Below are 24,488 nucleotides of genomic sequence, written 5' to 3'. Positions count from 1 at the left end.
TGGTTGGAGGAGAGGGGCATAAGGCGGCTGTTCCCCGTCCAAGAGCTCGCCCTCCAGAAGGGACTGACTGAGTTCAAGAACTTGTTGGTCTCCGCTCCCACGGGCTCGGGCAAGACGCTCGTAGCCGAGATGGCTATAAAGAACGCCCTCGACAACGGCTACAAGGCCGTCTACCTAACCCCACTGCGGAGCTTGGCCTTCGAAAAGTACGCCTCCTTGAAGAAAATATTCAAGGACTCGAAAGTGGCGCTGAGCGTCGGCGACTACCACGCCCCCGAGGTGGGGGAGGCGGACGTCTTAGTGGCTACGTACGAGAGGATGGACTCCTTGCTGAGGCACAACTCTCCTTGGTTGAAGGAAGTGGGGACTGTAGTGGTGGACGAGGTCCACTACGTGGGCGACGAGGAGAGGGGCCCGACGTTGGAGGTTGTAGTGACTAGGTTAAAGCTAATGGGAAAGCAGATAGTCGCGCTCTCGGCCACCGTGGGGAACCCGGAGGACTTGGCCTCTTGGTTGGACGCGGAACTCGTCACCCACGACTGGAGGCCCGTGAAGCTGGAGGAAGGCGTAATGGACCCGTCCAGCTACGAGGTGTTGTTCGAGGACAGAGTCGAGGAAGTGAAGGAGGTCTTGAGCGACCCGGGCTTGGACGCGGCCCTCCACTACATGAGGGAGGGCCAAGCGCTCTACTTCGCTAGCACGAGGAAGAGGGCCGAGAACGCGGCAAAGAAGATATCGAAGTTGTTGAAACCCGATAAGGTTACCAAGGAGTGGGCAGAGAGGGTCAGGATTGAGGTAGAAGGGGAGCTCGGCGAGGTCTTGGCGAAGATGGTGGAGAGGGGAGCCGCCTTCCACCACGCCGGGCTCACCAACGAGGCCCGACTGCTCGTGGAGGAGGCCTTCCGCTCCGGGGCGATCAAGTTCGTCGCCGCCACCCCCACGCTGGCCGCTGGGGTCAACTTGCCGGCCAGAGCGGTCGTGATCGAGAGGTACACGAGGTACACGGACGAGGGGGAGGCGCCGATCTCGGTCTCAGAGTACAAGCAGATGGCCGGGAGGGCGGGCAGGCCGGGCTTGGACGTTAAGGGCACCTCAGTGTTAGTAGCTAGGCCGAAGGCCCCTCCGGAGGAGGTCTACGAGAGGTACGTCTTGGGCCAGCCGGAGGACGTGCGGAGCGCCTTGACCAGCGCCCGAGCGTTGAGAAGATCTCTCTTAGGGCTGATAGCCTCCAAGGCAGTTAACAGCGAGGCGGAGTTGGTGGAGTTCATAGAGGAGACCCTCTTCGGGGTTACAGAAGGGGCAGCAAACGCGATAGACGACGCGAGGAGGTCGCTGGAGTTCCTAAAGGGGGCTGGTTTGGTGGAAGGAGTCAAGGCTACGCCGTTGGGAACGGTAGTCGCCAAACAGTACGTGGACCCACTAGGGGCAAAGGTAGTTCTGGGGGCCCTGAAGCGCCGCAAGGGCAAGACTACCGCTTTGGGGTACTTGCACTTGGTCGCCGTCACCCCGGACATGCCCAAGAGGGGGCTGAGGAGCTCGGAGGTGAGGGAGCTCTGGAGGGTGGCGGAGGAGAGGTTCGACGAGCTCTTGATAAGGGATGACGAGTACGTGAGCGAGTCGACGGCGTTGAGCGCGTTGAAGGTCGCTCTAGCCCTGGAGAGCTGGGTGAAGGAGGAGCCGGAGGAGGTGATAGCGAAGAAGTACGGCTTCTACCCGGGAGACCTCAGAGTGTTGAGCGACACGGCCGCGTGGCTGGTCCATGCATATTCTGAAATAGCTAAGTTCGTCGGTCTGTACAAACACTCCGAGGCGCTGGCGGAGCTGGAGCTCCGCTTGAAGTACGGCGTCTCCGAAGAGCTCGTCGAGTTAGTGCAGATACCCTACATAGGTAGGGTAAGGGCCAGGGCGCTTTGGAACGCCGGAATAAGGTCTAAAGAGGACTTCGTCAAGAGGGCTGACCTAGCTGCGAGGGTGGTCGGTAAGGGGGTCGTTAAGCGGGCCTTAGAGGCGATGGGCTTGGGCTACGGGCTGGTCAAGTGGGTTAAGCCTTGACCGGCTCTGAGGTTATCCACGAGAACTTCTCCGAGCCCTCAACCGGGAGCTTCAGCAGCTCCACGTAACCGAAGGCGCTAAGCGCGACAGCCTCCATTAAACTCATCATAACTAGCTCGTTGGGCTCCGCTATTACCCCTCCCACGTCCAACCTCTTTCTAACTATCACAAAAACCCTGCCCCTCTCGTCCGCCACTACCTCGTCCAAGGAGCTGGTGAAGTCTGTTATCAACTTTAGCACTAGCCTGAGGAAAGGCTCGTCAACCGAGGTCTCCGGGACTTCTTCGGTTTTCAGCATCTTGTATATCCTAAGCTTTATCAGATCTTTGAAAGTTTCTTTGTAGTCCTTCAACCTCTCGTCGCACGCCTCCCTGTTAGTTGATTCCGAGCAGTTCATCGCGAACTTCCTGAACTCGGCGACCGCCTCCTCCCATTCGGTCGATGCAATCGAAATCAAGCTTTCAGTGGAAAGTTCCCTCCTCAATAAGTCGAATAACGTCCTCAAGGCTCCTCGCCCTCCCCAAGGCCTTCAAGGCCGAGTTGCGCTGGCCTATAGTTTTGGGCACCAACCTGAGGGCCTTCTCGGCCGAGACCACGTCAACTTTCCCTATTACTACAGCGTAGCGCGCCTCCACGCGGCACGGGAAGACCTCGGAGTACCGCCCGCTCAAGTTGACCACCGCCAAGTACCAAGGACCTCGGAGCTCGTCGCACCTCTCTCCTACCCTTCTCTTTAGCCGCTCCCTCTCCTCGGGACCCAGCTCCCCTAGGTAGAGCTCGTAGGGCTCTACACGGGCGTCGCACTCTATTAGGGCATACTTGGCGCTGAGCACGAAGCACCGCGCGCCCAACCTTTCGGCCAAAACAAACAAGTTCCTTACGGGCCCCGCGTAGACCTCGGAGGCCCTCCCGGGGCTCCCCCTCTTCCTCTTCGTACAGTAAGTTAGGACGAGCGCTTCGCCTCCAACACCTTCTTCGCTATCCAAGCGAAGCCCTTGCCCGCGGGCTCCGGGGCCACTATGTCGGCTTCCCTCTTGAGCACCTCTTGGGCGTCCGCGACCGCCACGCCCACGCCGGCCATCTTTATCATCTCTAGATCGTTCTCTGCGTCGCCAACTGCCAACACTTCGCTCATGTCGTAACCCATCTTCTCCACTACCCTCTTGACTCCTTTACCCTTGCCACAGTCCTTGGGCATTATGTGGACGGCGTGTCTGCTCACCAAGACCGCGAGCCCTTGTTTCAAGTAACCCAGCTCTTCCAATATTTTGTAAGCCTTCTTGGCGTCCTCTTCGGAGGTCTTCCCTTCGGGAGCGTTGATCGCGAAGTCGCACTTCCTCCAGGGGTTCTGCCACGAGGGCCTCCAACCCTTGACGGAGAGAACCTTCAAGAGCGTGTCTGCCGCTTCCCTCGCCACGAGGCAAGAGGACTTGTCGGGAACCGTCTCTTCCCACGTGAAGTCCCCGTAACCACAGCCGTTCTCGAACACTACCGGAGCGCTGGTCCCCAAGTACCTCTTCAAGGTTAAGGTTACTGGCCTGCTGTTTCCCGAGACCAAGATCACTTTCAGCCCGTGCCTCTCTAAGTCCCTCAACGCCTTTATTGCGTCTATATCGAGTAAGAACGAGACGCCCTCGGTTAAGGTCCCGTCCACGTCCGCTGCTATTACCTTTATTGCTGACAAGTCCACCTCTTGACCACCTCAAGCGTTTGGGGTAAGAGGGCGTGTAAAGATAACGCTCGGGATTTAACGGTGTTCCAGTCGCCCTTGACGGTGTACACCATTAAGTACGAGTTCTCGTTTAAAGGGACGACGCTGACGACTTCTCCCTCTTTCCTAGCCACCAGCCCGGATACCGAAAGGGTCCCTACCCTCTCCAGCTCTATCTGACCGAAGCTGCAGAACCCCTCGGCGCTCACGCTCGCCGTGAGCTCCGCAGCAGTTATGCACTCCTCCCCGCACCCGCCGGCGGCCAAGAGCCCTACGAGCTCGGCCACCTTGAGGAACGGTCTGTCCAAGTCGCCAAAGAGGGTGAGCGAACTGCCCTCGTTGCTCGCGTACAGCTTGTAGGAGACTTGGTCGTCAACGACCTTGGCCCCTATCAAGCCTGGCTCAGGCGAGAGGATCTCGAAGCCCCCTTCCGCCGGCACGACCTTGGCCGTCCAGAACCCCTTTCTGACCATCTCTCCGACGACTTTTGTCAAGTCCAAGGCGTCTTTGGTGAACAAAGTTAACTTCATACTTCCCTTCAAGCCCTCGGGGCACCGGGAGGAGTGCGCCGGAGCTCTTAGAAAGTCACTCGCGGGCTACAGTCATCACCGCTCAGAGTTCGAGGACCCGATCATCCTTATACCGCCTTGAAGTAGGTCCTACCGCTAGTGCGTATCTTGTACAATATTTTGTACCCGCACCTCGGGCATCGGACGCCCATCATCAGCCTCTCCAGCTCGTCTTTGCTGGCCACGTACCCGCACGCGGCGCACTTATATAACACGTCTTTGACCGGCGAGGCGTCCACCTTAACCCCCCGGTACACCGTAGGTAACTCTTTATAAACTAAAGTTCAAGGCTACTCCCGATGGGCTGAACATGGGGACGTTGGACCCCTCGGTGTGCGGAGGTCTCCCTCCGGAGGTCTGTGAACAGCTAATGATGGATCAACAAGAGCTGATAAAGATAAAGCTGGAAAAGAGGAAGTGGGGCAGAGAAGTGACCATAATCGAAGGCCTCAACTTAGACAACGAGAGGTTGAAGAAGGTGGCTAAACAACTCAAGAGCAAGCTGGCCACCGGAGGGACCGTAAAGAACGGGAGGATAGAACTTCAAGGGGACCACAGGGACAGGGTGAAGAAGCTGCTCGAGGAGATGGGATACCCTCCCGAAAACATAGTCATCGTCGGTTAGAGGCCCCTTTTTTAAAGGTCAAAGTGTGGAGAACCCCTTATATCCCCACAGCATCGCTCCCCGGGGTCGCGTAGAATGGCAAAGGCCGTCTGGGTGCACGCGCTCGTGGACGTGCCTGAGGGCGTGGAAGTGGAGGTCGAGGGCAGCAAGGTCAAGGTAAGGGGCCCCAAGGGCGAGTTGGAGAGGGACTTCTCCCACGCCAAGGGAATAAGGATAAGGGTCGTTGAGGAAGAAGGTAAGAAGCAAGTCCTCGTAGAGACGTTCTTCGCCAACCGGAAGAGGAAGGCGTTGGTGAACACCGTAGCGGCCCATATAAAGAACATGATTACCGGCGTCACTAAGGGATGGCGTTACAAGATGAAGATAGTGTTCTCTCACTTCCCCATAAGCGTCAAGGTGGTCGGGGACAGAGTTGAAATACACAACTTCATCGGTGAGAAGGCCCCCAGAGTGGCCAAGGTCCTCCCCGGAGTCACCGTCAAGGTCCAAGGTAGGGACGTGATAATAGAAGGGACCGACATAGAGAAGGTAGCTCAGACTGCCGCCAACATAGAGCAAGCTACTAAAATAACCGAGTTTGACCGCAGGGTGTTCATGGACGGTATCTACATATACGCCAGGGAGGTGATGTCGTAATGTCCAATGAGCTGAGAGAAGCCCTCAACAAGAGGGCTCAAGTTCTGAAGGAGATAAGGAAGAAAAGGAAGGCTATGAAGAAGGCAGTAGAGCTTAGAAACGACTTGCCGGAGTTCATCCGATACCACTGGTGGAGGTACTTCCGGCTGGAGAGGGGCTACAAGTGGAGGAAGCCCAAGGGCAACGACAACAAGTCCCGGTTGCAGCTCAAGGGCTATCCTCCAATAGTCAAGGTAGGGTACCGCACCCCGAAGGAGGTTAGGGGGCTCCACCCCAGCGGCCTGGAGCCGGTCATAGTTCACAACGTGAAGGAGCTTGAGAAGGTCGACAAGGAGAAACACATAGTTTACATAGCTTCATCCGTAGGGAAGAAGAAGAGGGCCGAAATAATTAGGAGGGCTCAAGAACTGGGCGTCCGCGTGGCCAACGGGGGTGTAGAGGCGTGAGGCCAGACAAGGTCGCGAGGTTAGCGGCAGAGATCCTCGGCGTCGGGGAGAGTAGGATCTGGATAGACCCCACAAGGCTGGCCGACGTCTCCGAGGCCGTCTCCAAGGAGGACGTAAGGCGCCTAATAGAGGAAGGAGCAATCAAGGTCGAGCCCAAGAGGCGTAACAGCAGGGCAAGGTGGAAGGTACGCCACGAGCAGAGGAAGAAGGGGAGGAGGAGGGGTTACGGCAAGAGGAAGGGCAAGGCCAGCGCCCGTCAGGACCCCAAGGAAGCTTGGATGAACAGGATAAGGAAGATAAGGAGGTTCTTGAGGTACTTGAGGGACCACGAGGTAATAGACAGGAGGACTTACAGAGAGCTATACATGAAGGCTAAAGGTGGCATGTTCGATAGCTTAAGTAACTTAAAGACCTACTTGAGGGAGAGGTACGGCATAGAGGTGAAGTGAGTTGGCAAGGGGGCCTAGGTACAAAGTTCCCAGAAGGAGGAGAAGGGAAGGGAAGACCAACTACTACAAGCGTTACACCATGGCGCTCTCGAGGAAGCCCAGGTTCGTGGTGAGGAAGAGCAACAAGTACGTGTGGGTACAAGTGATCGAGTTCGCCCCCGAAGGGGACAAGGTCATAGCCGCTGCGCACTCGAAGGAGCTCGAGAAGAAGTACGGCTGGAAGGGCTACGGCAACTCCTTGCCCGCCGTCTACTTGACCGGCATGTTAGCGGCCTTGCGGGCGAAGAAGGCCGGAATACAATACGCGGTCCCGGACATAGGCTTACACAAGCCCACTAAGGGCGCCAGAGTGTTTGCGGCGATAAAGGCGGCCAACGACGTCGGGCTAGAGGTGCCCGTGGGAGACGTGGTCCCCGACGAGAGCAGGATAAGGGGCGAACACATAGCTTCCTACGCGGAGAGCTTGAAGAACGAGAACCCGGAAGAGTACCAGAGGAGGTTCGCCAAGTTGCTGGAAAGGGGCCTCAAACCGGAGGACTACCCGAAGCACTTCGAAGAAGTGAAGGCAAAGATACTCGAAGACTATAAGGTGGAGCAGCCCGCCACCACGGGGTGACGCGAAGTGGCGGTGACCGTTTCCGCGGAGGAGTGGGTCCCGAGGACCAGAGTAGGGAGGATGGTTAAGGAAGGCAAGATAACTAGCATATACGAGCTCTTCGAGAAGAACTTGCCGATATTGGAGCCGGAGATAGTAGATTATCTGGTTCCGGACTTGAAGCACGAAGTATTGGACGTCAGCTTGGTTCAGAAGGTGACCGACGCCGGAAGGGTCACTAGGCTTAGGGTGCTGGTCGTAATAGGCAACGAGGACGGCCTGGTCGGCCTCGGCATGGGCAAGGCAAAGCAGATGAGGTTCGCGATACAGAAGGCGCTCGCGAACGCCAAGCTCAACATAACTCCGGTCAGGAGGGGGTGCGGCAGCTGGGAGTGCACATGCGGGGAGCCCCACAGCGTGCCCTTCACCGTAAGGGGCAAGAGCGGCAGCGTCGAGGTGATCCTCAAGCCCGCGCCGAGAGGCACCGGGCTGGTGGCGGGTGACGTCGCGAAGGCCGTCCTTCGGTACGCGGGGATCAAGGACGTCTGGACGCACACGGAAGGAGAAACTAGGACTACCCACAACTTCGCCAAGGCTACCTTCAACGCGCTGAAGCAGACTTACAAGTTCCTCGCCCCGTGGGACTGGGTACAACAGCAGTGAGGGGTGTTGAGGGATGAGCAAGAAGTTGTACCTAATTATTAGGATAAAGGGAGAGCCTGACGCGCACCCGGACGTGAGGAAGACTCTGGAGAACTTGAGGCTGTTGAGGAGGTATGCGGCCGTGGTCTACCCGGCGGACTTGCCGGGCCTCGAAGGCATGCTGAGGAAGGCACAAGCGTGGATAACTTGGGGCGAGATAAGGAAGGACGTGCTGGCGAAGCTCTTGGAGGTTAGGGGGAGGGCGCCAGGCGACAAGAAGCTCACCCCAGAGTACATAAAGGAGAAGTTCGGGGTGAACAGCTTCGAAGAGCTCGCGGAGAAGATAATTAACGGCGAGGTGGTGCTTCACAAGCAGGAGGCGATCAAGCCCTTCTTCAGGCTACACCCGCCCAGGGGCGGCTTCAAGAAGAGCATCAAGAAGCCTTACCGCTCCGGAGGGGAGGCCGGCTACCGCGGGGAGGCCATAAACGAACTGGTTTTGAGGATGCTCTGACCACAAAGGCCTAAAACATTGGAAAGCCCGTCGGCCGGGGTGAGTAACTTTGGTGGTAAGGCGTAGGAGGAAGAGCAGGAAGCTGAGGGGAAGGACCAGAACTATGGGCTGGGGCAGGATAGGCCAGCACCGCAGGAGCGGCGCGCGCGGAGGGTTCGGCCGCGCCGGCATGCACAAGCACTTCTGGACGTGGGTCACCGCCAAGAGCCCGGGCTACTTCGGTAAGTACGGCTTCCACTTGCCCCCCGAGGACAGAGTGGAAATTAAGGAAATCAACGTGGGAGAGCTCGACGAACTCGCTAGGAAACTGAACACAAACGTGATAGACTTAGCAGCCATGGGCTACAACAAGCTGTTAGGCTTCGGGAAGGTCAAGGGGAGCTACACTGTAATAGTTGCGTTCGCGAGCAAGAAGGCCATTCAAAAGGTCAAGGCCGCCGGGGGGAAGGTGGTAACCCCCGATGGCGAGGAGCTGGAAGTGGAGGCCGCTTCTTAGCTCTTTCTTATTGGTATCCTTGGCGCCCTTCTCGACGTCCGTGCCTTGCTTCAAGCTACCCGGCCTTGAGAGCGTGGCCTTCTGGATAAGCACTACTATGAACTTCTTCCCGTTCCTCCTCTACACGGCTATACTAGCCTACGTTAGGAAAGACTACAAAATAGTGCTAGAGGGGCTCGCCCTGAACGCGTTCGTGCTCGTCCTCAAGTACTCGTTCCACACCCCCAGGCCGGAGGGCTCTGGCCACCTAACCCCGGGCTACCCCTCCGGCCACACGGCGAGGGCCTTCTGGCTGGCGCTCGAGCTCGAAGGGGTCTGGAGGTACCCTATGTTAACCTACGCGGCTCTGGTCGCGTGGTCGCGCGTTCAGCTCTGCGCGCACTACCCGCTGGACGTAGTGGGAGGAGCGTTGAGCGCTTTGGCCTTCCGCGACTTATGGGAGGTTCTGCTGGAGAGGGTAGGAGCCTTGAGGGGGCAGCGCGCTTAGGCGCACAAGTTCGAAGGGTTTTGCCGTACTCAACTTGGCGCCAAAACGTAGTTACGGTCCCTACTGACAGTTACATAACGCCTATTGTTTCCTCAAAGTCCAACGGATCAAACGCTTACGCCGAGGCGTCGACCCTGTCTTTTAGCACGAGATTGCCTAGCGGGCGAGGACGTGGCGACAGTAGGGATCGTGAGTTCGGTCGCTACGCGTTCTGAGACCCCTTTCGGGAGGGTCGGGAGAGGGGGTAAGTGTAGGAGCCCGGCGAGGCCGTGGCGGCCCCGCGGGGATTTGAACCCCGGACCACCGGCTTTCCCAACCCCGCACGGGATAGGAGGCCGGCGCTCTGTCCTGGCTGAGCTACGGGGCCAACCCCCGTTTTCCGTGACCCCCCTTCCCTTTTTTAATGTTTCTCCTGGTTCTCCTCTTAACCTCCACGGGCACGCCGATCACCCTTACCAACGGGAGTCCCAAGGGACATTGGACCTCCTCGAGGACCTCCCTCACCTTCACCTTCACCCTCTCCCCCCAAGGGGCGGTGCAGTCCCTCCAGTGCGGGCACTTCTTGTTAGTACACTTGGAGGGCGTATACTCGACAGTCGCCCCCTCGATTGCTAACCTCTTTGGCAAGATCAAGGGTATCCCTACTTCCTCCACCTCTCCCATGACCACCTTTCCGTGTACCTTACAGTCGTGTTCCACCAGTCCTACCTTGCCCTTCACCTCGTAAATCCAGCCCCGCTTGTACTCCTCGCACCTCTCCTTGAGCATACAGCCCTCGCAGAGGGGTAAGGTTCCCACAGCCACGAAGCGGTCTCCGGGCTTGAACTCCTTGGGTACTGGTAACACTTTCTTCAACGCCTTTCCCCTCACTTTATGTTCGCCGAAACGTAAAGGGCCTTCGGGTACTGGCGGTGACCAAAAAGATAGTGTTGAGGGTCAGCGACGACTTCTACGAGGAGTTGGAGAGGAGGGCAAAGGAAGAGGGTTACGCCTTAGTGACGGATTACGTGCTTGAAGTTCTCTCCAGAGAGCTCGAGAGGTCTCCCTTCAACCCCAGGGCGTTGGAGGCTAGGATAGAGAGGCTGGAGAGGGGCGAACTGCCGACGAAGCTGCAAGAGGCTGTATGGAAGCTCATCGAAGAGGCCCTCGAGAGCAAGCTGTCCTCAATAGCTATAGAGGGGCTCAACTTGGACGAGAAGGAGCTGCTTAACAAGCTTGTCGACGAGGCCGTTAAGAGGATAGAGAGGAAAGTGGTCGACATGATAAACCCGTGGAGCCAGAAGGTGGACTCCCTCTCCCGCCAGTTGGGGGAGCTCTTGGAGAGGGTTGAGGAGCTGGAAGAGAAGTACAAGGCTCCGCAGCCGGAGCACGAGGAGGTTCGTAAGGAAGCGCCCGTGACTGTCGAAAAGACGTACGATAAAAAGAAAAAGCGATCGGCAATGGATATTTTGAGGGAAAGGAAGGTTAACTTCGAGGAAGACATGGCGTTCGCCAGAAACGTGGACAAGCTCATCGAAAAGTTGAAGAAGAGCGGGGCTTTGGTCATTGAAACAACCAAGCACGGCCGCGTGGTGGTGCACCCGGAGGCTTGGGAGGAGTTCTGGCAGAGGCTCTCGGAGGCCGGGAGCTCCGAGGAAGAGGTCATGGAAGCTCTAAACGACGAGAGGCTGTTCAAGTTGTTCGAGGCTCTAAGGGAAGACGGCTTGATATACTACGACGCCTCGCGGGGCTGGACGGCGTCGCCGGACTTGAGGAGGAGCGTCCAAGAAGAGTAAGTGAGGAAACGACACTTCTTTTAGCCTTGCCGGCAAGTTGGGGACCGGTCCGAAGGCTTGTCGTGCGTGGCCGCCAGGGGGGTCTGGAAGGGCTATCGGGTCGGCCCTCAGAGGGTGGAGGTCCTCCGGGGGGTCGACCTCGAGGCGGGCTTCGGGGAAGTGGTTGCGGTGGTGGGCCCCTCGGGCTCCGGGAAGAGCACGCTCCTCCACTTGATCTCTACGGTAGACTACCCGGATAGGGGCTCAATATTTCACTTGGGCAAAAAGGTCCTCAAGAGCGAGGAGTGGAGGGCCAAGTGGAGGAGACACAACGTAGGCGTGGTGTTCCAGAGCTTGCAGTTGATACCTACCTTGACCGTTCTCGAGAACGTCATGCTTCCCATGGAGTTGGTCGGGATGCCTCCGCACAAGGCCAAGCTGAGGGCGAAAATGTTGTTAGAGAGGCTAGGGTTAGGCGATAAGCTCGAACGCTACCCGACGGAGCTCTCCGGAGGGGAGCAGCAGAGGGCGGCCGTCGCCAGAGCTTTGGCGAACTCGCCCAAGATACTGGTGGCGGACGAGCCCGCCTCCAACTTGGACAAAGGGAATAGGAGGTTAGTCGCGAGCATAATTAGGGAGTTCGCGGACTCCGGCGGGTGCGCTATAGTTAGCACTCACGAGGAGGAGATAGTCGCCGTCGCCGACGCAGTCTGCGCTTTGGAGGGGGGTAGGTTGAATTGTCGGCGCTGAAGGTAGGTATCAAAACTGCGAGGAAGAAAGCCGTTGAGACCTTAGTTATATCGTTAATGGTTGCGTTCTCATTAAGTATGTACGTAACCTCCCAAGTCTTAAAGGACACCCTCCTCCCTCTGTTCTCTAACTACCTCACGATGAGTTATGGGGACATAGTGGTCCTCGGCTACATACCCTACTACGTGGACGAAATCATGAAAAACCTCAGCTGGGTCAAGGACTTCACCGGCTACGCAGTGGTCCCTTCTTACGGGGAGTGTTGTAACTCGACGGTCCCCCTGTTGTTGGGCTATTCCGAGGCCGCGTACCGGAACGACACCTTGCTCGGGGGGTTCAAGGCCCCCAACTTGCGCCAAGGAGAAGCAGTCTTGTTAAAGGGGAGCGCGGAGTTCGTCAAGCCCGGGATGGTGTTAAGGGTCTATCCCGTTGTCACGCTGAACCCCGTGGAACCGTTCGTAGAGAAGGTAGTGGGTTATGCGGAGGGCGGACTCCCCTTGCCGGCGGGTCCGGTGCTCTTCTTGAACGAGGAGGACGGCGAGAGGCTCAAGAGGGAGTTCGGAGGCTACACGGTCTACAGCGTTGTTACCGACGACCCCGACGGGGCTAAGAAGGTTAAAGAAGTAATAAAGGATGTCGGAGGCTTCGTCGCGCTTGTGTTCGACTCGAAGAGGGACTTGCTGTTCTACCCCGGAGAGGACGTGATATTAGAGAGCTCGAACGTCTTAGAAGTTATGTCAGAGATATCTTGGGCCGTCGTAACGATAGTTTTGTTGATAGTTAGCGTGATATACATCGAGAGGAACGTCAGAGAGGTAGCTACGCTAAGGTCGATAGGCGCCTCGCTAAAGGACATGACGCTGTACTTGAGCGGCGTGTGGGGCTCCAGAGTGTTCCTAGGGACCCTCCTCGCGCTGCTCTTCGGAACTGCTGTGGCGATAAGCTCAGTGAACGTCGCCCTGTCCCACCCCAGGCTGGAACCCCTCAAGGCCTTCGTTACCCTTACCGTGAGTCCCAAGACTGTCTTGGCGGTGTTTGCCATGTCCGCCTTAACTACTGTATTAACAATCTTGACGTCTATAATAGCAATAAGTAAGATGAACCTCGTGGAGGCGCTGAGGTTCTACGGATTGAAGGTCAGGTTAAGCATGGAGAGCTCTTTGCCTTTCCGAGTCATGATAGCGGTCTCAGAGAACAAGGCGGCGACGTGGAGGTTCCTTGCGGCGGTGGTTCTATTGTCACTAACCTTGAGCCTTATCACCATCCCAACTCTCATCAAGGAAGGCCTTACAAAGGTTGAAGTCCCAAAGTACTACGACGTGGCGGTGACCTTCCTAAAAATACCTAAGATAAGTCCCCCCGTAGGGTACGTGCTCCCGCAGCTCGAGGGGTTGAAGGGCTACAGCTCGATGAGCGTTTGGGTGGAGAGCCTCTACGGCTCGGTCAACTTCAAGGTTAAAATAGTGAAGGACGGCGAGGAGGTCCCCGTCTACGGCAAGGCTTGCCTTCAAGCCCTCAAGGGGAGCTGTTGGGACCTCGCCCCCCGCTTGGTGGCCGGCAAGTACCCCGGCCGAGGGGAAATAGCTGTGAGCGACCTCTTGGCCCACGAGATGGGGCTGAAGGTGGGAGACATAGTCAAAGTAGAGGTGGAGAGCAAGGGGGTTAAGAGGGCCTTTGAGGTCAAGGTAAGCGGGATCTTCTCCTACCCGATGTTCCCGCCTACCGTGATACTCCCTAAGGCCTACCTCCCCGCGAGGGAGTACAGCGTCATGGTGATTTACGTCTCCGGATCCCCGGAGCTGGAGATAGCCAAGGAGGTCCACGCCACGTTCGTCTCAAACGCCTACGCGGCGACCTCCCTAACTTGGACGGAGTTCGAGAGGGAGCTGAGGGACAACTTGAGGCAAGTGGCCCTCTCAACTTCCCTAACTACCTTGTTGGGGACCTCAATAGTAGTACTCGCCCTAGCGACCTTCAGCTTCAGCGACGTCGTGCTGAAGAGTAGGTTCTTAGCGCTCTTGAAGTCCCTGGGCCTAACCAGCAAGGAGTACCTTACCGTATCCTTGACGAAGTGGGGGCTCGTGGCGGCGGCGGCCCTAATCCCCTCACTCTTGGTCGAAGAGACGGTGGGCGCTTACGTGGCCGGGAGGCTCTCCGAGGTCTACTTGATCCCCCACGAAGCCGACTGGAGGCTAGAGGCGCTGCTGCTCCTCGCGTCCGTGGTGGGCATGGCCGCGCTCGCCGCGCAGTGGTATAGGAGGGTCGAGGTGGTCGAAGAAATAAAACTGGAGTCGTGAAGCCCTCAATCTAGGTATTCTACTGCTTTAACCTCGTAGCCCCCGTCGCCCTTCTTCATTAGCAACACAGCGTCCTCCAGCCTGTAGCCACATGCCTTGCACCGGTAGAAGTAGAGGACCTTCACCGTCCCGTCGGAGGAAACGCTCTTCTCTATATTGAGTTCCATGGGTGACTTGCAGCGGGGGCAATACTTCATGGACGCTCCACCTCACAAGGGCGGCACGGGGGTCTCCGCGCCGCAGACGTGACACCTTAGGATCCACACCTTCCTGTCCAGCCTTATGAGCTCGGTGTCGGGCCCGCCACAAGTAGGGCATATGACGTACTGCTCCACGAACTTCTGCAACAACCTCTCTATTATTTGGGGCGAGAACCTCCCGGTAAGCACCATCTCCCCGCTCTCGCCTATTTGGACTGGCACGGCGAGCTCTTTGGCGAACCACTTGGTCACTATCTTTGGTTCCCTCCTCAGTACGTCGCATATTTGTTTGAAGTTCTGTACTATGGTCTTGTCTCCGACTATTAGCACCCTCGGCTTGGGCACTTGGAACCTCTCCTTGTGCTCCACCCTGCTCGGGAGCATGCTGTAGGCCCTCTCCAAGAGCTTCTCGTACGGCCAGTCCCTTATCGGAAAGGCTACACACCCCGAGGGGGGAGGGGAGCGATGCTATAAAGTTCAGCTCATCTCCTCGAGCAGCTTGCGCGCCTCGGAGGGCTCTATCCTCTGCTGTTTGGTCCCCTCTATGCTCGGAACCCCCTTACCCCTAACGGTCTTAGCCAATATGACGGTAGGTTTGCCCTTCACATTTTTAGCCTCTTCCAAGGCCTCCAACAAGCTCGCCACGTCGTGGCCGTCGTCCACCACTATGACGTGCCACCCGAAGGCCTTCCACTTCCCTATTAAGTCGCCTTTATTTTTTACTTTGAATGTCTCCCCGTCGAGCTGGAAGCCGTTCCAGTCCACTACGGCCGTTAAGTTGTCGAGGGAGTGCGCGGCGGCAGTGGAGGCGGCCTCCCAGACCTCTCCCTCGTCCAGCTCCCCGTCGCCTAGGACCACGTAAACCCTCTTCTTGCTGCCCTTCATCTTTAGACCCTTAGCGACTCCGGTGGCGAAGCTGAAGCCTTGGGCTAGGCTGCCCGTGGGGGCGTCAACGCAAGCTAAGGTGTCGTCCGGGTGGCCTTGGAGGGGGCTGGAAATATCTCTTATGGTCTTGACCCAGTGAGGGGGTATGAGCTCCAGGGCGGCGAGCAGCGCGTAGAACGCCGGTACGGCGTGGCCCTTACTGAGGATCAACCAGTCGTGCTCCGTAGGCCTCTCGTCGCACTTCCTAGGCTCCATCGCGCCCAGCCAGATGGTCGCCAAGATCTCCACTACGGACATGCTGGAGCCTAGGTGGACGGTCTTCTCTACGCTGGCCATCTCGATTATGTACTTCCTCATGAGCTTTGCTACCTCTTCTATCTTTTTTACCTTTTCTGACGTAGTGACTTCAATTAGCTTGCTCACTTCCCTCAAGTGTGGGAACCCGGTGGGGCTAGAGGGCGGAGGTTATATCGCTTGTTAGGGCCTTATGCGCCCCATAGAGCTTAAGGGGAGGAAGTATAAGAATACCTAAAACGCCGAGCGTAGGGTAAGCGTCTTGGACGCATCTAAAAAAGGAGGGTATTCTAGAATTTACGTGCTGACGGATACGGAGCTGAGGGAGCCAGCGGCGGGGTTCGCATCGACCGAGGCCTTCAGGCCGGGCAGCGCGTTAGCGACCTTGGCGACCTCGGAAGGCAGCGCGCCGGCCGCGGCGGCCACCTTGAGCACGAGCCCGAGGGCGCCCATTACGAGGACGAGCGCCGCCAACGCGATCACGGCGGTGTAGCCGATACCGCCCAGGGTCAACAACCTGCTCCTCCTCATTTCCTCCACCTCTCTCGCTTCCACACTAGAGATGACCGGCTAATAAAGCTTGTTAAACTGGTAATACCGAACGGTTCCGTTTTTGAAATCCTAACCGCCGGCCTCTCACTAGGTCTGAAGGATGCGGATTAGAGTGGTGGGGGAAGGTCCGAAACTTTTGGAAAGAGGGGAAATGATAATCTATAGGAGGTGGCTCAAGGGCTCGCCGGCGCCCGTCGGGGCCTTGGTCACCTTGAGCGACGGCGAGGAGGACTTGGCGTGCGGCCTCTTAGACAAGATAGGAGTTAGGGTGATCTCCTTCGAGCCTTGCCCGGACAGCGCGGAGGAGGCTTTTAGAGAAGTTATAGAGAAGGCCTTCGAGGCCAAGTCCCTCCTCCGCTACGAGGCTTACCGCTTGATTAACGGGGACGGCGACTCCTTCCCCGGCCTAATAGTTGACGTCTACAAGGATTTGGCCGTCCTCCAGTCCTCCTCCCTAGCTATAGACAAGCACATAATGACCATAGCGAAGATAGTGAAGGACGTGACCGGGGCGGAGGCGGTGGCCGAGAAGAGCTCCCAGAGGGTCAGGGCCAAGGTGGGCTTGCCCCCTAGGGAGGGCCTCTTGATAGGCAATAAGAAGGAGACCGTGGTGGACGAGGAGGGGGTGAAGTTCAAGGTGAGCATAGAGGGGCAGAAGACCGGGCTCTACTTGGACCAGAGGGAGAACCGGGTTTACGCGGAGAGGTTCTCTTCCGGCTCTAAGTTCTTGGACGCCTTCTCCTACACCGGCGGCTTCGGCCTCCACGCCTTGAAGGCCGGCGCGAGGGAAGTAACCTTCGTGGACGAGGACCCTTGGGCTTTGAGGGTTCTGAGGGAGAACTTGAGGCTGAACAACTTCGACGAGGGGAAGGTGAGGGTAGTTAGGGAGGACGCTTGGAAGTTCTTCGCGAGGAGTATTAAGAGGGGAAAGTCTTTCGAAGTGGGCAGCGTAGACCCACCGGCCTTAATGGACGACTACAAGGACGGTTACGTTAGGTACGTGAGGGCTTACTCCGGCGCGGGGTCGATAATAGAGGTCCTAGCCGTGCTCTCCTCTTGCTCGCGGAGCATGGATAGGGAGACTTTCGTGAGGGCCGTCCACCAAGCCTTGGCCCCCAAGTACAGAATACTAGAGTTGAGGGGCTCCGCCCCGGACCACAGCACCCGGATGGGCTTGGAGGACTATTTGAAGACCGCCTTCGTCTACTTGGGCTGAGTCGGGGCGTGGGTTCTAGCTCACCCTTCGCCTCTTAACACCGTCCTCATCCCCAGCTTGGCCTCCACCAAACTGATTAAGAAATTTGACCCCAAGCCCCACAAGGCCTTGACGTCCTCCTCTTGGTAGCCCAGAGCTTCTATCAGCGAAAGCACTTGGAAGGGGTGGCAGACCTCCAAGGGGCTCTCCGGCGCGCAAGTGAAGGTCATGGGGACCTCCTTGTTCAACGCTAAGTTTATCACAAACTTCAAGTCGTTTAGGCTCTTGGGGTGATTTATGACCTCGCGGACCCTCACCTCGCCCACCTTGCCGTACTGGAACATGAGCTTGGCTTGGCTGTCGTCGAAGTACCTCAAGGTCCTCTTGCCGAACGATATCCCGTCCACGTACCTGTGCCTCGCGGCGGCCCTGAACTCCTCCCTCTCCCCCGGCAAGGCGAAGATTATCGCCTTCCTCTTCACCCCCTTCCAACCCTTGACGGTAACCCTCGGGGGACAGAGGGAGCAGCCCTCGCACAGACAGCCCAAGTAGAAGGCCTTGACGAGCTCGACTGCCCTCTCCCCCCTCACCCAGCTCTCCACGAAGGGGCCTCTGAGAGGTATCCTCTCTTCACCGCTCGAGCCGTCGCCACTCATCATCGGCGCCCGCACTCCTTTTTTGTCCCCTCCTTGAAGGTTCCTCGCCCCCAGGATGGACCGGCCCGAGGCCGTCGCAGGGCGGTCGGGGAAGGCCGGGAGCCGGTAGGGGTCGAACACCCCTACCCGGCCTTGTATATACTTGTAAAACTCGTATAAGCTGACTCGAGCCTCCCTTTCCGGGCGAGCAAGTTGGCAAGGGTCCCGTACAAGGTAGCCGTTATAGGAACCGGGAGGGTAGGCGCGACCTTCGCTTATACTATGGCTATAGTGCCCGGCGTCGCCCGGATGGTCTTGGTCGACGCCGTTCCGGGCCTCAGCAAGGGCGTCATGGAAGACATCAAACACGCCGCAGCGGTCTTCCGGAGGAGCATTCAAGTGGAGGCCTACGACGACGTGTCCAAAGTGGAGAACGCGGACGCGATCGTAATAACTGCCGGAAAGCCTAGGAAGGCCGATATGAGCAGAAGAGACTTAGCAAAGGTCAATGCTCAAATAATAAGGGATATAGGCGACAAGCTTAGGGACAGGAACCCCGGAGCTTTCTACATGGTAATCACCAACCCCGTCGACGTTATGACCATGATACTGAGCGACGTAATAGGTAACAAGGGAACCGTGATAGGCACCGGGACCAGCTTGGACACCTATAGGTTTAGGAGCGCGGTCAGCGAGCTGCTTAACGAGCCGATAGCCGCCATAGACGGCTACGTGGTCGGAGAACACGGAGAGGAGGCCTTCGTGGCTTGGAGTACAGTCACAGTGAAGGGCGTACCCATTGATGAGTACATAAAAGAAAAAGGGCTGGACTTGAGCAGGTCGAGGATAGAGGAGTACGTGAAGGAGGTCGCGGCGACGATCATTGCCAAACAGGGGGCGACCATATGGGGCCCCGCGGCGACGTTCCAAGAGATAGTCGTGTCGCACTTGGCCAACGAGGGCAGAATAATACCGGTCTCCGTGGTTCAAGAGGTCCCCGGAGTGGGGAGGGTGGCGGTCTCGGTTCCCACCAAGATCTCCGGGAGGCTGGTCCCGCTGCCCCAGCTGCTCAACGAGGAGGAGAGGGAGAGGCTGAAGAGGGCGGCCGAGGCCATAAAGAGGGTATACGAGGAGGCCGTCTCAAGCTAAGGGCCTGAGGGATCCGACCAACGCGTGGACGAACAGTATTACAGTGATCAATTGGAACGCGTCCGCTACGGAGGAAAGCCTCCTAACCCTTTTTACCTCGGAAACCAACTTCCCTCCGTCAGTTATGAACATCGGTAGCGCGTTCACCACTCCAAGGCCTAAGTTGACCCCGTGGGTCCAGAAGAGCGTTTGTACAGCCTTCGCGGCCTCTTCTGGGGGGAGGCCCCTCAAGGGGCCCTTGGGCACCCAAGGCAGCACGTAGACTCCTATCCTCTCCCTCCCGTCCTTGTTCACGAGCAACGTGACCTTCTCCTCCCCCCTCAAGACCACGACCTTCAGCAGTTCGCCGGAAGAGATGGCTTTCCTAAGGTCTATTAGGTTGTTCACCCTCTGGCCGTTAACTTCAATTATTACGTCGCCCTTCTTTATCCCAGCCGCCCACGCGGGACTGCCCTCTTCCACGTCTATTACGTACACTCCCTTTTCAATCAATACAGTTATAAGGACTAGCGCCAAGGCGGCGAGAACTCCGTTGGCCGCGGGGCCGGCGGAGTAGACCCGTGCCCTGGCCCTCGGAGGGCTCCTCATCAAGTTTTCCTCGTCCGGCTCCACGAAGGCTATTGGAAAGAAGAGCAGCAGCCCCACTCCGGCGCTCCTCACCCTTATCCCTTGCCACACGCACGCCAAGTAGTGGAAGAGCTCGTGTACGACGACCGCAATAGCTATTATCCATATTAAACTCACCAGTAGGTTGACCGGCACCGTGACCCCAGGTATCAAGGGGACGAACGCGCCCCCCGCCGGGGACTTCGGGACGAGCGTCCGTACGATTAACGTATATCCGATGAGCATTAGTATTACTGTGATGACGATTGCTAAGTCCAAAGACGCTTCAACTATTCTAGACTTGCCTTGGGTGGGCTTGCCCTCCACGGGGAAGCGCAGTGCCACGAAGCCGGGGAAGGGGGTGAACAGCCTCTCGCTCGACTTGTTCAAGAAGTAGGGGACCACTGAGGCCGCGACGAGCGCGACGAGTGCCAAGGCTTCGAGCGCCATGAGGCTCCCGAACGCCCTCACGGCAACCCTTAAAGACCTTGCAAGCTAGCGCAGCCGGGGTCGAAGTTACATGCCGGCGATCGAGGTCGGTAGGGTATGCGTAATAATAGCCGGCAGGAGGGCCGGTAAGAAGTGTGTCATAGTAGACTTGATAGACGACAAGTTCGTGTTGGTAACCGGCCCCAAGGAGCTTAACGGCGTCAAGAGGAGGAGGATGAACATAAAGCACTTGGAGCCCTTGGACAAGAAGGTGGAGATAGAGAAGGGCGCCGACGACGCGAAGGTGCTCGAGGCGATAAGGCAAGCGGGCTTGGAGGAGTTCATGAAGGAGGAAGTAAAGCCGGAGCTGCCGGTACCCCCGTCCCTCGGAGCTTACCTATGAGGCGCCCGCACCCCATAGACTATTACGTCGGTATGACGAAGTATTTCCTAAATTTAGAAGCTTGCGAGGGAAGGGTCCTCAGGCCCAAGGGGTTCCGGGTCATAGAGCTCTCGGAGCCCTCCCCGGGCCCCTCCTACGTATACCTACTCCTCAAGGAGGGGATAGACACCATCCACGCCCTCCGGGAAATTAGGAGGCGCTTGGGCGGTAAGTGGTACCACTTAGGCCTCAAGGACGCTAACGGCGTTACGTTACAGCTCTTGAGCTCGGACGTCGTCAGCGAAGGCCTTCAGCTGAGGCTTAGGAAGGGCTGCCTGGTCTTGACTCCGTTGGGCAGGGGCTCAATCAACAAGGCCCGCATGTGGGGCAACGCGTTCGTGATAGACCTTCAGTGCTCCAAACCACACTCGCTCGAAGGGAAAGTGAAGGTCCCGGGCTACTTCTCGTACCAGCGCTTCGGCACCGCTAGGCCGGTCTCCCACGTGGTGGGCAAGATGATCCTCTTGGAGAGGTGGGAGGAGGCGGTGGAGGCCCTCTTGGGCGAGCCCACCCCGTGGGAGTCGGAGGCGGCCAGGAGGGTTAGGCTAGAGTATTATTCTGAGGGGCCGCGCGCTTACTTGAGGGCCCCCAAGTTCATGGACGTTGAGAGGAGGGTGGCCTTCGAGCTCTTGAGGGGGAGCTCCCCCAAGAGGGCCTTGAAGAAGAGCGGCTTGACGGAGCTCTTCCTCCACGCCTACCAGTCCTACCTGTACAACAAGAGGCTCTCCGAGTTCGACGACCCTTGTGAGGGCCCCGAAGCCCTTCCCGGGCCCGGGGCGGAGGGCTACGAAGAGCTCTTAGAGGAGGAAGGGGTTACCTTGGAGCTCTTCAAAAAGTTCGGCCTGAGGGCGGCCCCTAGGCGACCTTGTTACGAGACCTACGTGAAGAGCTTTGCTAGGGGGGACGGGAGGGTGACGCTTATCTTCAAGTTGCCTAGGGGCTACTACGCGACGTCTTTATTGAGAGAAATAGTTAGGGACCCCTTCGCCGTCTGACTCACTCCGCCACGGGCCCTATTACGGTCTTACCCACCAACTTGTTTATGGTCTCCACGTACTCGTCTACAATCTCTTGCAGCTTCTTTATTTGTTCCTCAGTCATGTGCCTAAATCTCCCTTGGATCTTTATGAACTCTCTGATCGGCTTCCTCTTCAACACCGGGACGTTTACTTTGTACTGGCCGTGGTCGTACTCGTACAGCACCCAGTAGCCTGTGAGCACCGCCAGCCTGGCCACCTCTATGGTCTTGGCCGGGTCGAACCTCCACCCGGTGGGGCACGGGCTGTAGGCGTGTAGGAACGCCGGCCCTTCCGCCTTAAGGGCCTTTACCATCTTGTTATACATGTCCACCGGGTAAGCGGGGTTTATCGTGGCAGCGTACGGTATGTGGTGGGCCACTGCTATCTGGATCATGTCCTTCCTAACCCTCCACTCGCCCTTCCACCTCTTCCCCACGGGCGTCGTGGTAGTCCAAGCGCCGAAGGGCGTAGAGCCGGACCTCTGAATGCCGGTGTTCATGTAAGCTTCGTTGTCCAAGAGGACGTATACTACTTTGTGGCCCCTCTCCAACATGCCGGAGAGCGACTGGAAGCCTATGTCAACAGTACCCCCGTCGCCCGCGAAGACCACTACGTTGATTTGCTCGTCCTTGGGGAGGACGCCCTTCCTCTGAAGCACCTTCACGGCGGCCTCTACTCCCGAGGCCACCGCTCCCCCGTTCTCGAAGGCTACGTGGATCCACGGCACCTTCCAAGAGCTGTAGGGGAACACAGTAGTAACTACTTCCACGCAGCCCGTCGGGTTAACTACTATGGTGTTGGGACCAGCTGCCTTTAGCAAGTGCCTTATAATCACGAAGTGGCCACAGCCTTGGCAAGCGGAGTGGCCGCCAGCTATGTATTCGTCCCTCGGAATTTGCATGTGGTTCCTAATTTCTTGCATGGGGCCTACTTCCTTAAGGGCCATAACTCCTCACCCCCAACGAGCGAACCTTAACCATTTTGGATTTTACAAATAAAAAGTTTACTCTCTTAGTCCTATCGGGACGGTCTTCTCTGGGACCTCCTTGCCCTTCGCGAACTCCAGCAGCTGGTCTATTACGGTCAGTATGTCTTCAACCCTCACGTCCCTCTGGCCTATGCCTATGGTGTAGCTCGCCATCTTCGGGGCGTTCTGAGGGTCGCTGGCGTACATGGCCATTACGTCCAGCGCTACCGGGCCTTGGCGCGGCGCGCCGAGGCTCATAGCTCTGTCCAGGACGCCCACTACGCTCACGTTATCCAGCAGCTTCCTCATGTGAGGCACTGGGAAGGGTCTCCAGAGCCTCAACCTTATCAGGCCGACCTTCTTGCCCTCCTTCCTCGCCCTCTCCACGGCTACCTTCGCCGTTCCGGCGTGGGCCCCGTAGGCGATTACAGCCACCTCCGCGTCGTCCATCATGAAGGGCTCAACTATTCCGTAGCTCCTCCCGAAGGCCTTGCCGAACTCCTTGTCCGCCTCCTCCGCGACCTTTAGCGCGTTCTCCATGGCTACTTGTTGCTGGTACTTGAACTCGTAGTACCAGTCGGGATCGCCGACTGTACCCATGGATATGGGGTGCTTGGGGTTCAGCGTGTTCCACGTTATCTTCTTAGGTATGTACTTCAACACCTCTTCCTTCTCCAAGGTCTCTACGGGCTCGGTCACGTGGCTCAGCACGAAGCCGTCGTAGTCCACTATCGCCGGCAAGTGCACCCTGGGGTCCTCAGCGACCTTGAACGCTTGTATTACGGTGTCGTAAGCCTCTTGCGCGGAGCTGACGAAGTAGGTCACTATGCCGGCGTCCCTCAACACTGCTATGTCGTGCATGTCGCCCCAGATGCTCAGGGGCGCGCTCAAGGCCCTAGAGGCCACGCCGAGCACTATAGGCAGCCTCAGGCCGGAAGCTATGTATAACACTTCTGCCATGTACACCAAGCCTTGGCTAGCGGTTACGGTGAAGCTCCTAGCTCCGGTCGCGGAGGCGCCCACCAGAGCCGAGGCCGCGGAGTGCTCGGACTCCACGTGTATGTACTCCGCGTCCATCTCGCCGTTAGCTACGAACTCCGCAAGCTTCTCCGCGGCCGGCGTGGAGGGGGTTATGGGGTAAGCCGCGACTACGTCCACGTCCGAGTCCTTCGCGGCGTGGGCTACGGCGTAGTTAGTGGTTAGGGCCAACCTGGGCACGGCTCTCACCTCTCCTCCGGGACCCATTCGATCGCGTTAACCGGACATTCGGCGTAACAAATACCACAACCCTTACAGTGCATGTAGTCTACCTCGTACCTCTTCCCCATCTTAGCCTTCTCGTCGATGACCTCTATTATCGCGCCGTCGGGACAGTAGATCCAACACAGCCTACACCTCGTGCACTTCTCGTCAATTATTACGGGCTTGAAGACCCTCCAGCCGCTCACGTCTATGGTTTCGGTGTTGCCCGCGTCCCTTACCACGGCCCCTTCTGGGAGCTCCTTCCAACCGGGAAGCCTCTCCTCCATCATCCCATGACCACCTCCTCATAGGCCCTCCTGACGGCTTCCAAGTTCGCCTCCACCGTTCTGGGGGGAACTTTTTCCTTAACCGCCTCCAATAGGGCGTCTAAGTCAACGAGTCCGGTAGCCTTAGCGAAGGCTCCCAGTATCGCAGTATTGACTATCGGCCTCTTTAAGGTCTCTAGGGCTATCTTAGTGGCGTTCACCACAGCTACCTTAACGTCTTCCCTCCCTAGGAGCTTCCTCACCTCGTCCGGGGTCTTTTCGGTGTTTACAATAGCCATGCCTCCTTCCTTCAACCCCTCGGCCAGCTTGGGGCCGAGGAGGGACGGATCGAGCACGACTATGATGTCTGGTTCATATATCTTAGACCTAATGTATATCGGTTTCTCGTCTATCCTGGTGAACGCCTCCACCGGCGCGCCCCTCCTCTCCACTCCGAAGGACGGGAACGCTTGGGCGTACTTCCCTTGGGCTATAGCGGCCTTAGCAACTATCTCGGAGGCCGTCACGGCCCCTTGGCCGCCCCTCCCGTGCCACCTGATCTCTACGAGAGACATCTGGGGAGG

33 protein-coding genes and 1 tRNA gene are annotated in these 24,488 nt (G+C 57.8%); 17 read left to right on the top strand and 17 right to left on the bottom strand.

Going from position 1 to position 24,488, the window contains the following annotated elements:
• Nucleotides 1-3 precede the first annotated feature (3 nt).
• Nucleotides 4-2,052, top strand: coding sequence for a DEAD/DEAH box helicase (locus IGNI_RS06620; protein ID WP_187145959.1), 2,049 nt, complete (start codon nucleotides 4-6; stop codon nucleotides 2,050-2,052).
• Here the strand turns inward: IGNI_RS06620 and IGNI_RS06615 are convergent.
• The 5 genes from IGNI_RS06615 to IGNI_RS06595 all read right to left on the bottom strand — a co-directional run bounded on the left by IGNI_RS06615 (nucleotide 2,042) and on the right by IGNI_RS06595 (nucleotide 4,571).
• On the bottom strand, nucleotides 2,042-2,557 hold the full coding sequence (locus IGNI_RS06615; protein ID WP_148202280.1) for a hypothetical protein: 516 nt from the start codon (nucleotides 2,555-2,557) through the stop codon (nucleotides 2,042-2,044). The genes IGNI_RS06620 and IGNI_RS06615 overlap by 11 nt on opposite strands.
• Nucleotides 2,514-3,038, bottom strand: a complete 525-nt coding sequence (locus IGNI_RS06610; protein ID WP_052570351.1) for a DUF6884 domain-containing protein — start codon at nucleotides 3,036-3,038, stop codon at nucleotides 2,514-2,516. Before IGNI_RS06610 ends, IGNI_RS06615 begins: the two co-directional genes overlap by 44 nt.
• On the bottom strand, nucleotides 2,996-3,742 hold the full coding sequence (locus IGNI_RS06605; protein WP_012123424.1) for a phosphoglycolate phosphatase: 747 nt from the start codon (nucleotides 3,740-3,742) through the stop codon (nucleotides 2,996-2,998). Before IGNI_RS06605 ends, IGNI_RS06610 begins: the two co-directional genes overlap by 43 nt.
• Complete coding sequence (locus IGNI_RS06600) at nucleotides 3,724-4,293, bottom strand: hypothetical protein (RefSeq protein ID WP_052570349.1); 570 nt, start codon at nucleotides 4,291-4,293, stop codon at nucleotides 3,724-3,726. Before IGNI_RS06600 ends, IGNI_RS06605 begins: the two co-directional genes overlap by 19 nt.
• 107 nt (nucleotides 4,294-4,400) lie before the next feature.
• A complete protein-coding gene (locus tag IGNI_RS06595) occupies nucleotides 4,401-4,571 on the bottom strand; it encodes a TFIIB-type zinc ribbon-containing protein (protein ID WP_012123422.1) in 171 nt (56 codons plus the stop codon).
• A gap of 71 nt (nucleotides 4,572-4,642) precedes the next feature.
• On the opposite strand from IGNI_RS06595, the gene yciH reads away from it, so the two are divergent.
• From yciH to IGNI_RS06550, 9 genes are all read left to right on the top strand, one after another.
• Complete coding sequence (yciH, locus tag IGNI_RS06590; protein WP_012123421.1) at nucleotides 4,643-4,957, top strand: stress response translation initiation inhibitor YciH; 315 nt, start codon at nucleotides 4,643-4,645, stop codon at nucleotides 4,955-4,957.
• A gap of 75 nt (nucleotides 4,958-5,032) precedes the next feature.
• Entirely contained in the window at nucleotides 5,033-5,593 is a 561-nt protein-coding gene (locus IGNI_RS06585) for a 50S ribosomal protein L6 (RefSeq protein ID WP_012123420.1), read from the top strand.
• Nucleotides 5,593-6,039 (top strand): 50S ribosomal protein L32e, encoded by a 447-nt coding sequence (locus tag IGNI_RS06580; protein ID WP_012123419.1) that lies wholly within the window; start codon nucleotides 5,593-5,595, stop codon nucleotides 6,037-6,039. The genes IGNI_RS06585 and IGNI_RS06580 overlap by 1 nt, the downstream gene beginning before the upstream one ends.
• Nucleotides 6,036-6,488, top strand: coding sequence for a 50S ribosomal protein L19e (locus IGNI_RS06575; RefSeq protein WP_012123418.1), 453 nt, complete (start codon nucleotides 6,036-6,038; stop codon nucleotides 6,486-6,488). Before IGNI_RS06580 ends, IGNI_RS06575 begins: the two co-directional genes overlap by 4 nt.
• A 1-nt stretch (nucleotide 6,489) precedes the next feature.
• Nucleotides 6,490-7,104, top strand: coding sequence for a 50S ribosomal protein L18 (locus tag IGNI_RS06570; RefSeq protein ID WP_012123417.1), 615 nt, complete (start codon nucleotides 6,490-6,492; stop codon nucleotides 7,102-7,104).
• Nucleotides 7,105-7,110: 6 nt separating this feature from the next.
• A complete protein-coding gene (locus IGNI_RS06565) occupies nucleotides 7,111-7,746 on the top strand; it encodes a 30S ribosomal protein S5 (RefSeq protein WP_012123416.1) in 636 nt (211 codons plus the stop codon).
• A gap of 13 nt (nucleotides 7,747-7,759) precedes the next feature.
• Nucleotides 7,760-8,239 (top strand): 50S ribosomal protein L30, encoded by a 480-nt coding sequence (locus IGNI_RS06560; protein ID WP_012123415.1) that lies wholly within the window; start codon nucleotides 7,760-7,762, stop codon nucleotides 8,237-8,239.
• 49 nt (nucleotides 8,240-8,288) lie between these two features.
• Entirely contained in the window at nucleotides 8,289-8,735 is a 447-nt protein-coding gene (locus IGNI_RS06555; protein WP_012123414.1) for an uL15m family ribosomal protein, read from the top strand.
• The gene (locus IGNI_RS06550) at nucleotides 8,701-9,222 is read left to right on the top strand and encodes a phosphatase PAP2 family protein (protein ID WP_052570346.1); all 522 of its coding nucleotides are present in this window, start codon (nucleotides 8,701-8,703) and stop codon (nucleotides 9,220-9,222) included. Before IGNI_RS06555 ends, IGNI_RS06550 begins: the two co-directional genes overlap by 35 nt.
• 270 nt (nucleotides 9,223-9,492) lie before the next feature.
• Here the strand turns inward: IGNI_RS06550 and IGNI_RS06545 are convergent.
• Both IGNI_RS06545 and IGNI_RS07595 read right to left on the bottom strand, forming a co-directional pair.
• Nucleotides 9,493-9,589: transfer RNA gene (locus tag IGNI_RS06545), tRNA-Arg, on the bottom strand.
• Nucleotides 9,580-10,068 (bottom strand): UPF0179 family protein, encoded by a 489-nt coding sequence (locus tag IGNI_RS07595; RefSeq protein ID WP_238374134.1) that lies wholly within the window; start codon nucleotides 10,066-10,068, stop codon nucleotides 9,580-9,582. Before IGNI_RS07595 ends, IGNI_RS06545 begins: the two co-directional genes overlap by 10 nt.
• Before the next feature lie 65 nt (nucleotides 10,069-10,133).
• Here IGNI_RS07595 and IGNI_RS06540 point away from each other — a divergent pair, with 65 nt between their 5' ends.
• The 3 genes from IGNI_RS06540 to IGNI_RS06530 all read left to right on the top strand — a co-directional run bounded on the left by IGNI_RS06540 (nucleotide 10,134) and on the right by IGNI_RS06530 (nucleotide 14,023).
• The gene (locus tag IGNI_RS06540; RefSeq protein ID WP_012123411.1) at nucleotides 10,134-10,997 is read left to right on the top strand and encodes a hypothetical protein; all 864 of its coding nucleotides are present in this window, start codon (nucleotides 10,134-10,136) and stop codon (nucleotides 10,995-10,997) included.
• Nucleotides 10,998-11,063: 66 nt separating this feature from the next.
• Nucleotides 11,064-11,726, top strand: a complete 663-nt coding sequence (locus tag IGNI_RS06535; RefSeq protein WP_148202336.1) for an ABC transporter ATP-binding protein — start codon at nucleotides 11,064-11,066, stop codon at nucleotides 11,724-11,726.
• Complete coding sequence (locus IGNI_RS06530) at nucleotides 11,714-14,023, top strand: ABC transporter permease (RefSeq protein ID WP_012123409.1); 2,310 nt, start codon at nucleotides 11,714-11,716, stop codon at nucleotides 14,021-14,023. The genes IGNI_RS06535 and IGNI_RS06530 overlap by 13 nt, the downstream gene beginning before the upstream one ends.
• A gap of 5 nt (nucleotides 14,024-14,028) precedes the next feature.
• On the opposite strand, the gene IGNI_RS07685 is transcribed toward IGNI_RS06530, so the two are convergent.
• From IGNI_RS07685 to ihomp1, 4 genes are all read right to left on the bottom strand, one after another.
• Nucleotides 14,029-14,220 carry a eukaryotic translation initiation factor eIF-2-beta/eIF-5 family protein gene (locus IGNI_RS07685; RefSeq protein ID WP_148202279.1) on the bottom strand — a complete coding sequence of 64 codons (192 nt, stop codon included), beginning with the start codon at nucleotides 14,218-14,220 and terminating at the stop codon, nucleotides 14,029-14,031.
• A gap of 12 nt (nucleotides 14,221-14,232) precedes the next feature.
• Complete coding sequence (locus IGNI_RS06525; RefSeq protein ID WP_274377268.1) at nucleotides 14,233-14,652, bottom strand: translation initiation factor IF-2 subunit beta; 420 nt, start codon at nucleotides 14,650-14,652, stop codon at nucleotides 14,233-14,235.
• A 48-nt stretch (nucleotides 14,653-14,700) separates the two neighbouring features.
• The gene (locus IGNI_RS06520) at nucleotides 14,701-15,531 is read right to left on the bottom strand and encodes a transketolase (protein WP_052570338.1); all 831 of its coding nucleotides are present in this window, start codon (nucleotides 15,529-15,531) and stop codon (nucleotides 14,701-14,703) included.
• A 168-nt stretch (nucleotides 15,532-15,699) separates the two neighbouring features.
• The gene (gene ihomp1 / locus IGNI_RS06515; protein ID WP_012123406.1) at nucleotides 15,700-15,957 is read right to left on the bottom strand and encodes a pore-forming outer membrane protein 1; all 258 of its coding nucleotides are present in this window, start codon (nucleotides 15,955-15,957) and stop codon (nucleotides 15,700-15,702) included.
• 148 nt (nucleotides 15,958-16,105) lie between these two features.
• On the opposite strand from ihomp1, the gene IGNI_RS06510 reads away from it, so the two are divergent.
• Entirely contained in the window at nucleotides 16,106-17,170 is a 1,065-nt protein-coding gene (locus IGNI_RS06510) for a class I SAM-dependent rRNA methyltransferase (protein ID WP_238374088.1), read from the top strand.
• A gap of 20 nt (nucleotides 17,171-17,190) precedes the next feature.
• Here IGNI_RS06510 and IGNI_RS06505 read toward each other — a convergent pair whose 3' ends face one another.
• Nucleotides 17,191-17,820 (bottom strand): hypothetical protein, encoded by a 630-nt coding sequence (locus IGNI_RS06505; protein ID WP_148202278.1) that lies wholly within the window; start codon nucleotides 17,818-17,820, stop codon nucleotides 17,191-17,193.
• A gap of 177 nt (nucleotides 17,821-17,997) precedes the next feature.
• Between IGNI_RS06505 and IGNI_RS06500 the strand changes: the two genes are divergently transcribed.
• On the top strand, nucleotides 17,998-18,933 hold the full coding sequence (locus IGNI_RS06500; protein WP_012123403.1) for a malate dehydrogenase: 936 nt from the start codon (nucleotides 17,998-18,000) through the stop codon (nucleotides 18,931-18,933).
• On the opposite strand, the gene IGNI_RS06495 is transcribed toward IGNI_RS06500, so the two are convergent.
• Complete coding sequence (locus IGNI_RS06495; RefSeq protein ID WP_187145958.1) at nucleotides 18,925-19,989, bottom strand: M50 family metallopeptidase; 1,065 nt, start codon at nucleotides 19,987-19,989, stop codon at nucleotides 18,925-18,927. The genes IGNI_RS06500 and IGNI_RS06495 overlap by 9 nt on opposite strands.
• Nucleotides 19,990-20,059: 70 nt before the next feature.
• Between IGNI_RS06495 and IGNI_RS06490 the strand changes: the two genes are divergently transcribed.
• A complete protein-coding gene (locus IGNI_RS06490; protein ID WP_012123401.1) occupies nucleotides 20,060-20,371 on the top strand; it encodes a 50S ribosomal protein L14e in 312 nt (103 codons plus the stop codon).
• Nucleotides 20,368-21,405 carry a tRNA pseudouridine(13) synthase TruD gene (gene truD / locus IGNI_RS06485; RefSeq protein WP_012123400.1) on the top strand — a complete coding sequence of 346 codons (1,038 nt, stop codon included), beginning with the start codon at nucleotides 20,368-20,370 and terminating at the stop codon, nucleotides 21,403-21,405. Before IGNI_RS06490 ends, truD begins: the two co-directional genes overlap by 4 nt.
• A 1-nt stretch (nucleotide 21,406) precedes the next feature.
• Here the strand turns inward: truD and porB are convergent, their stop codons facing one another.
• The 4 genes from porB to IGNI_RS06465 are packed head-to-tail and all read right to left on the bottom strand — an operon-like array spanning nucleotide 21,407 to nucleotide 24,479.
• A complete protein-coding gene (gene porB, locus IGNI_RS06480; protein WP_012123399.1) occupies nucleotides 21,407-22,375 on the bottom strand; it encodes a pyruvate synthase subunit PorB in 969 nt (322 codons plus the stop codon).
• 57 nt (nucleotides 22,376-22,432) lie between these two features.
• A complete protein-coding gene (locus tag IGNI_RS06475; protein WP_012123398.1) occupies nucleotides 22,433-23,623 on the bottom strand; it encodes a pyruvate ferredoxin oxidoreductase subunit alpha in 1,191 nt (396 codons plus the stop codon).
• The gene (locus IGNI_RS06470) at nucleotides 23,620-23,928 is read right to left on the bottom strand and encodes a 4Fe-4S binding protein (RefSeq protein WP_012123397.1); all 309 of its coding nucleotides are present in this window, start codon (nucleotides 23,926-23,928) and stop codon (nucleotides 23,620-23,622) included. Before IGNI_RS06470 ends, IGNI_RS06475 begins: the two co-directional genes overlap by 4 nt.
• On the bottom strand, nucleotides 23,925-24,479 hold the full coding sequence (locus IGNI_RS06465) for a pyruvate ferredoxin oxidoreductase subunit gamma (protein ID WP_052570328.1): 555 nt from the start codon (nucleotides 24,477-24,479) through the stop codon (nucleotides 23,925-23,927). The genes IGNI_RS06470 and IGNI_RS06465 overlap by 4 nt, the downstream gene beginning before the upstream one ends.
• Nucleotides 24,480-24,488: the final 9 nt, after the last annotated feature.

It is taken from the genome of Ignicoccus hospitalis KIN4/I, assembly GCF_000017945.1.
Classification (GTDB): Archaea; Thermoproteota; Thermoprotei_A; order Sulfolobales; family Ignicoccaceae; genus Ignicoccus; species Ignicoccus hospitalis.
Note: the sequence above shows the minus strand (reverse complement) of the source record. Positions and strands in the feature narration are given on the sequence as shown.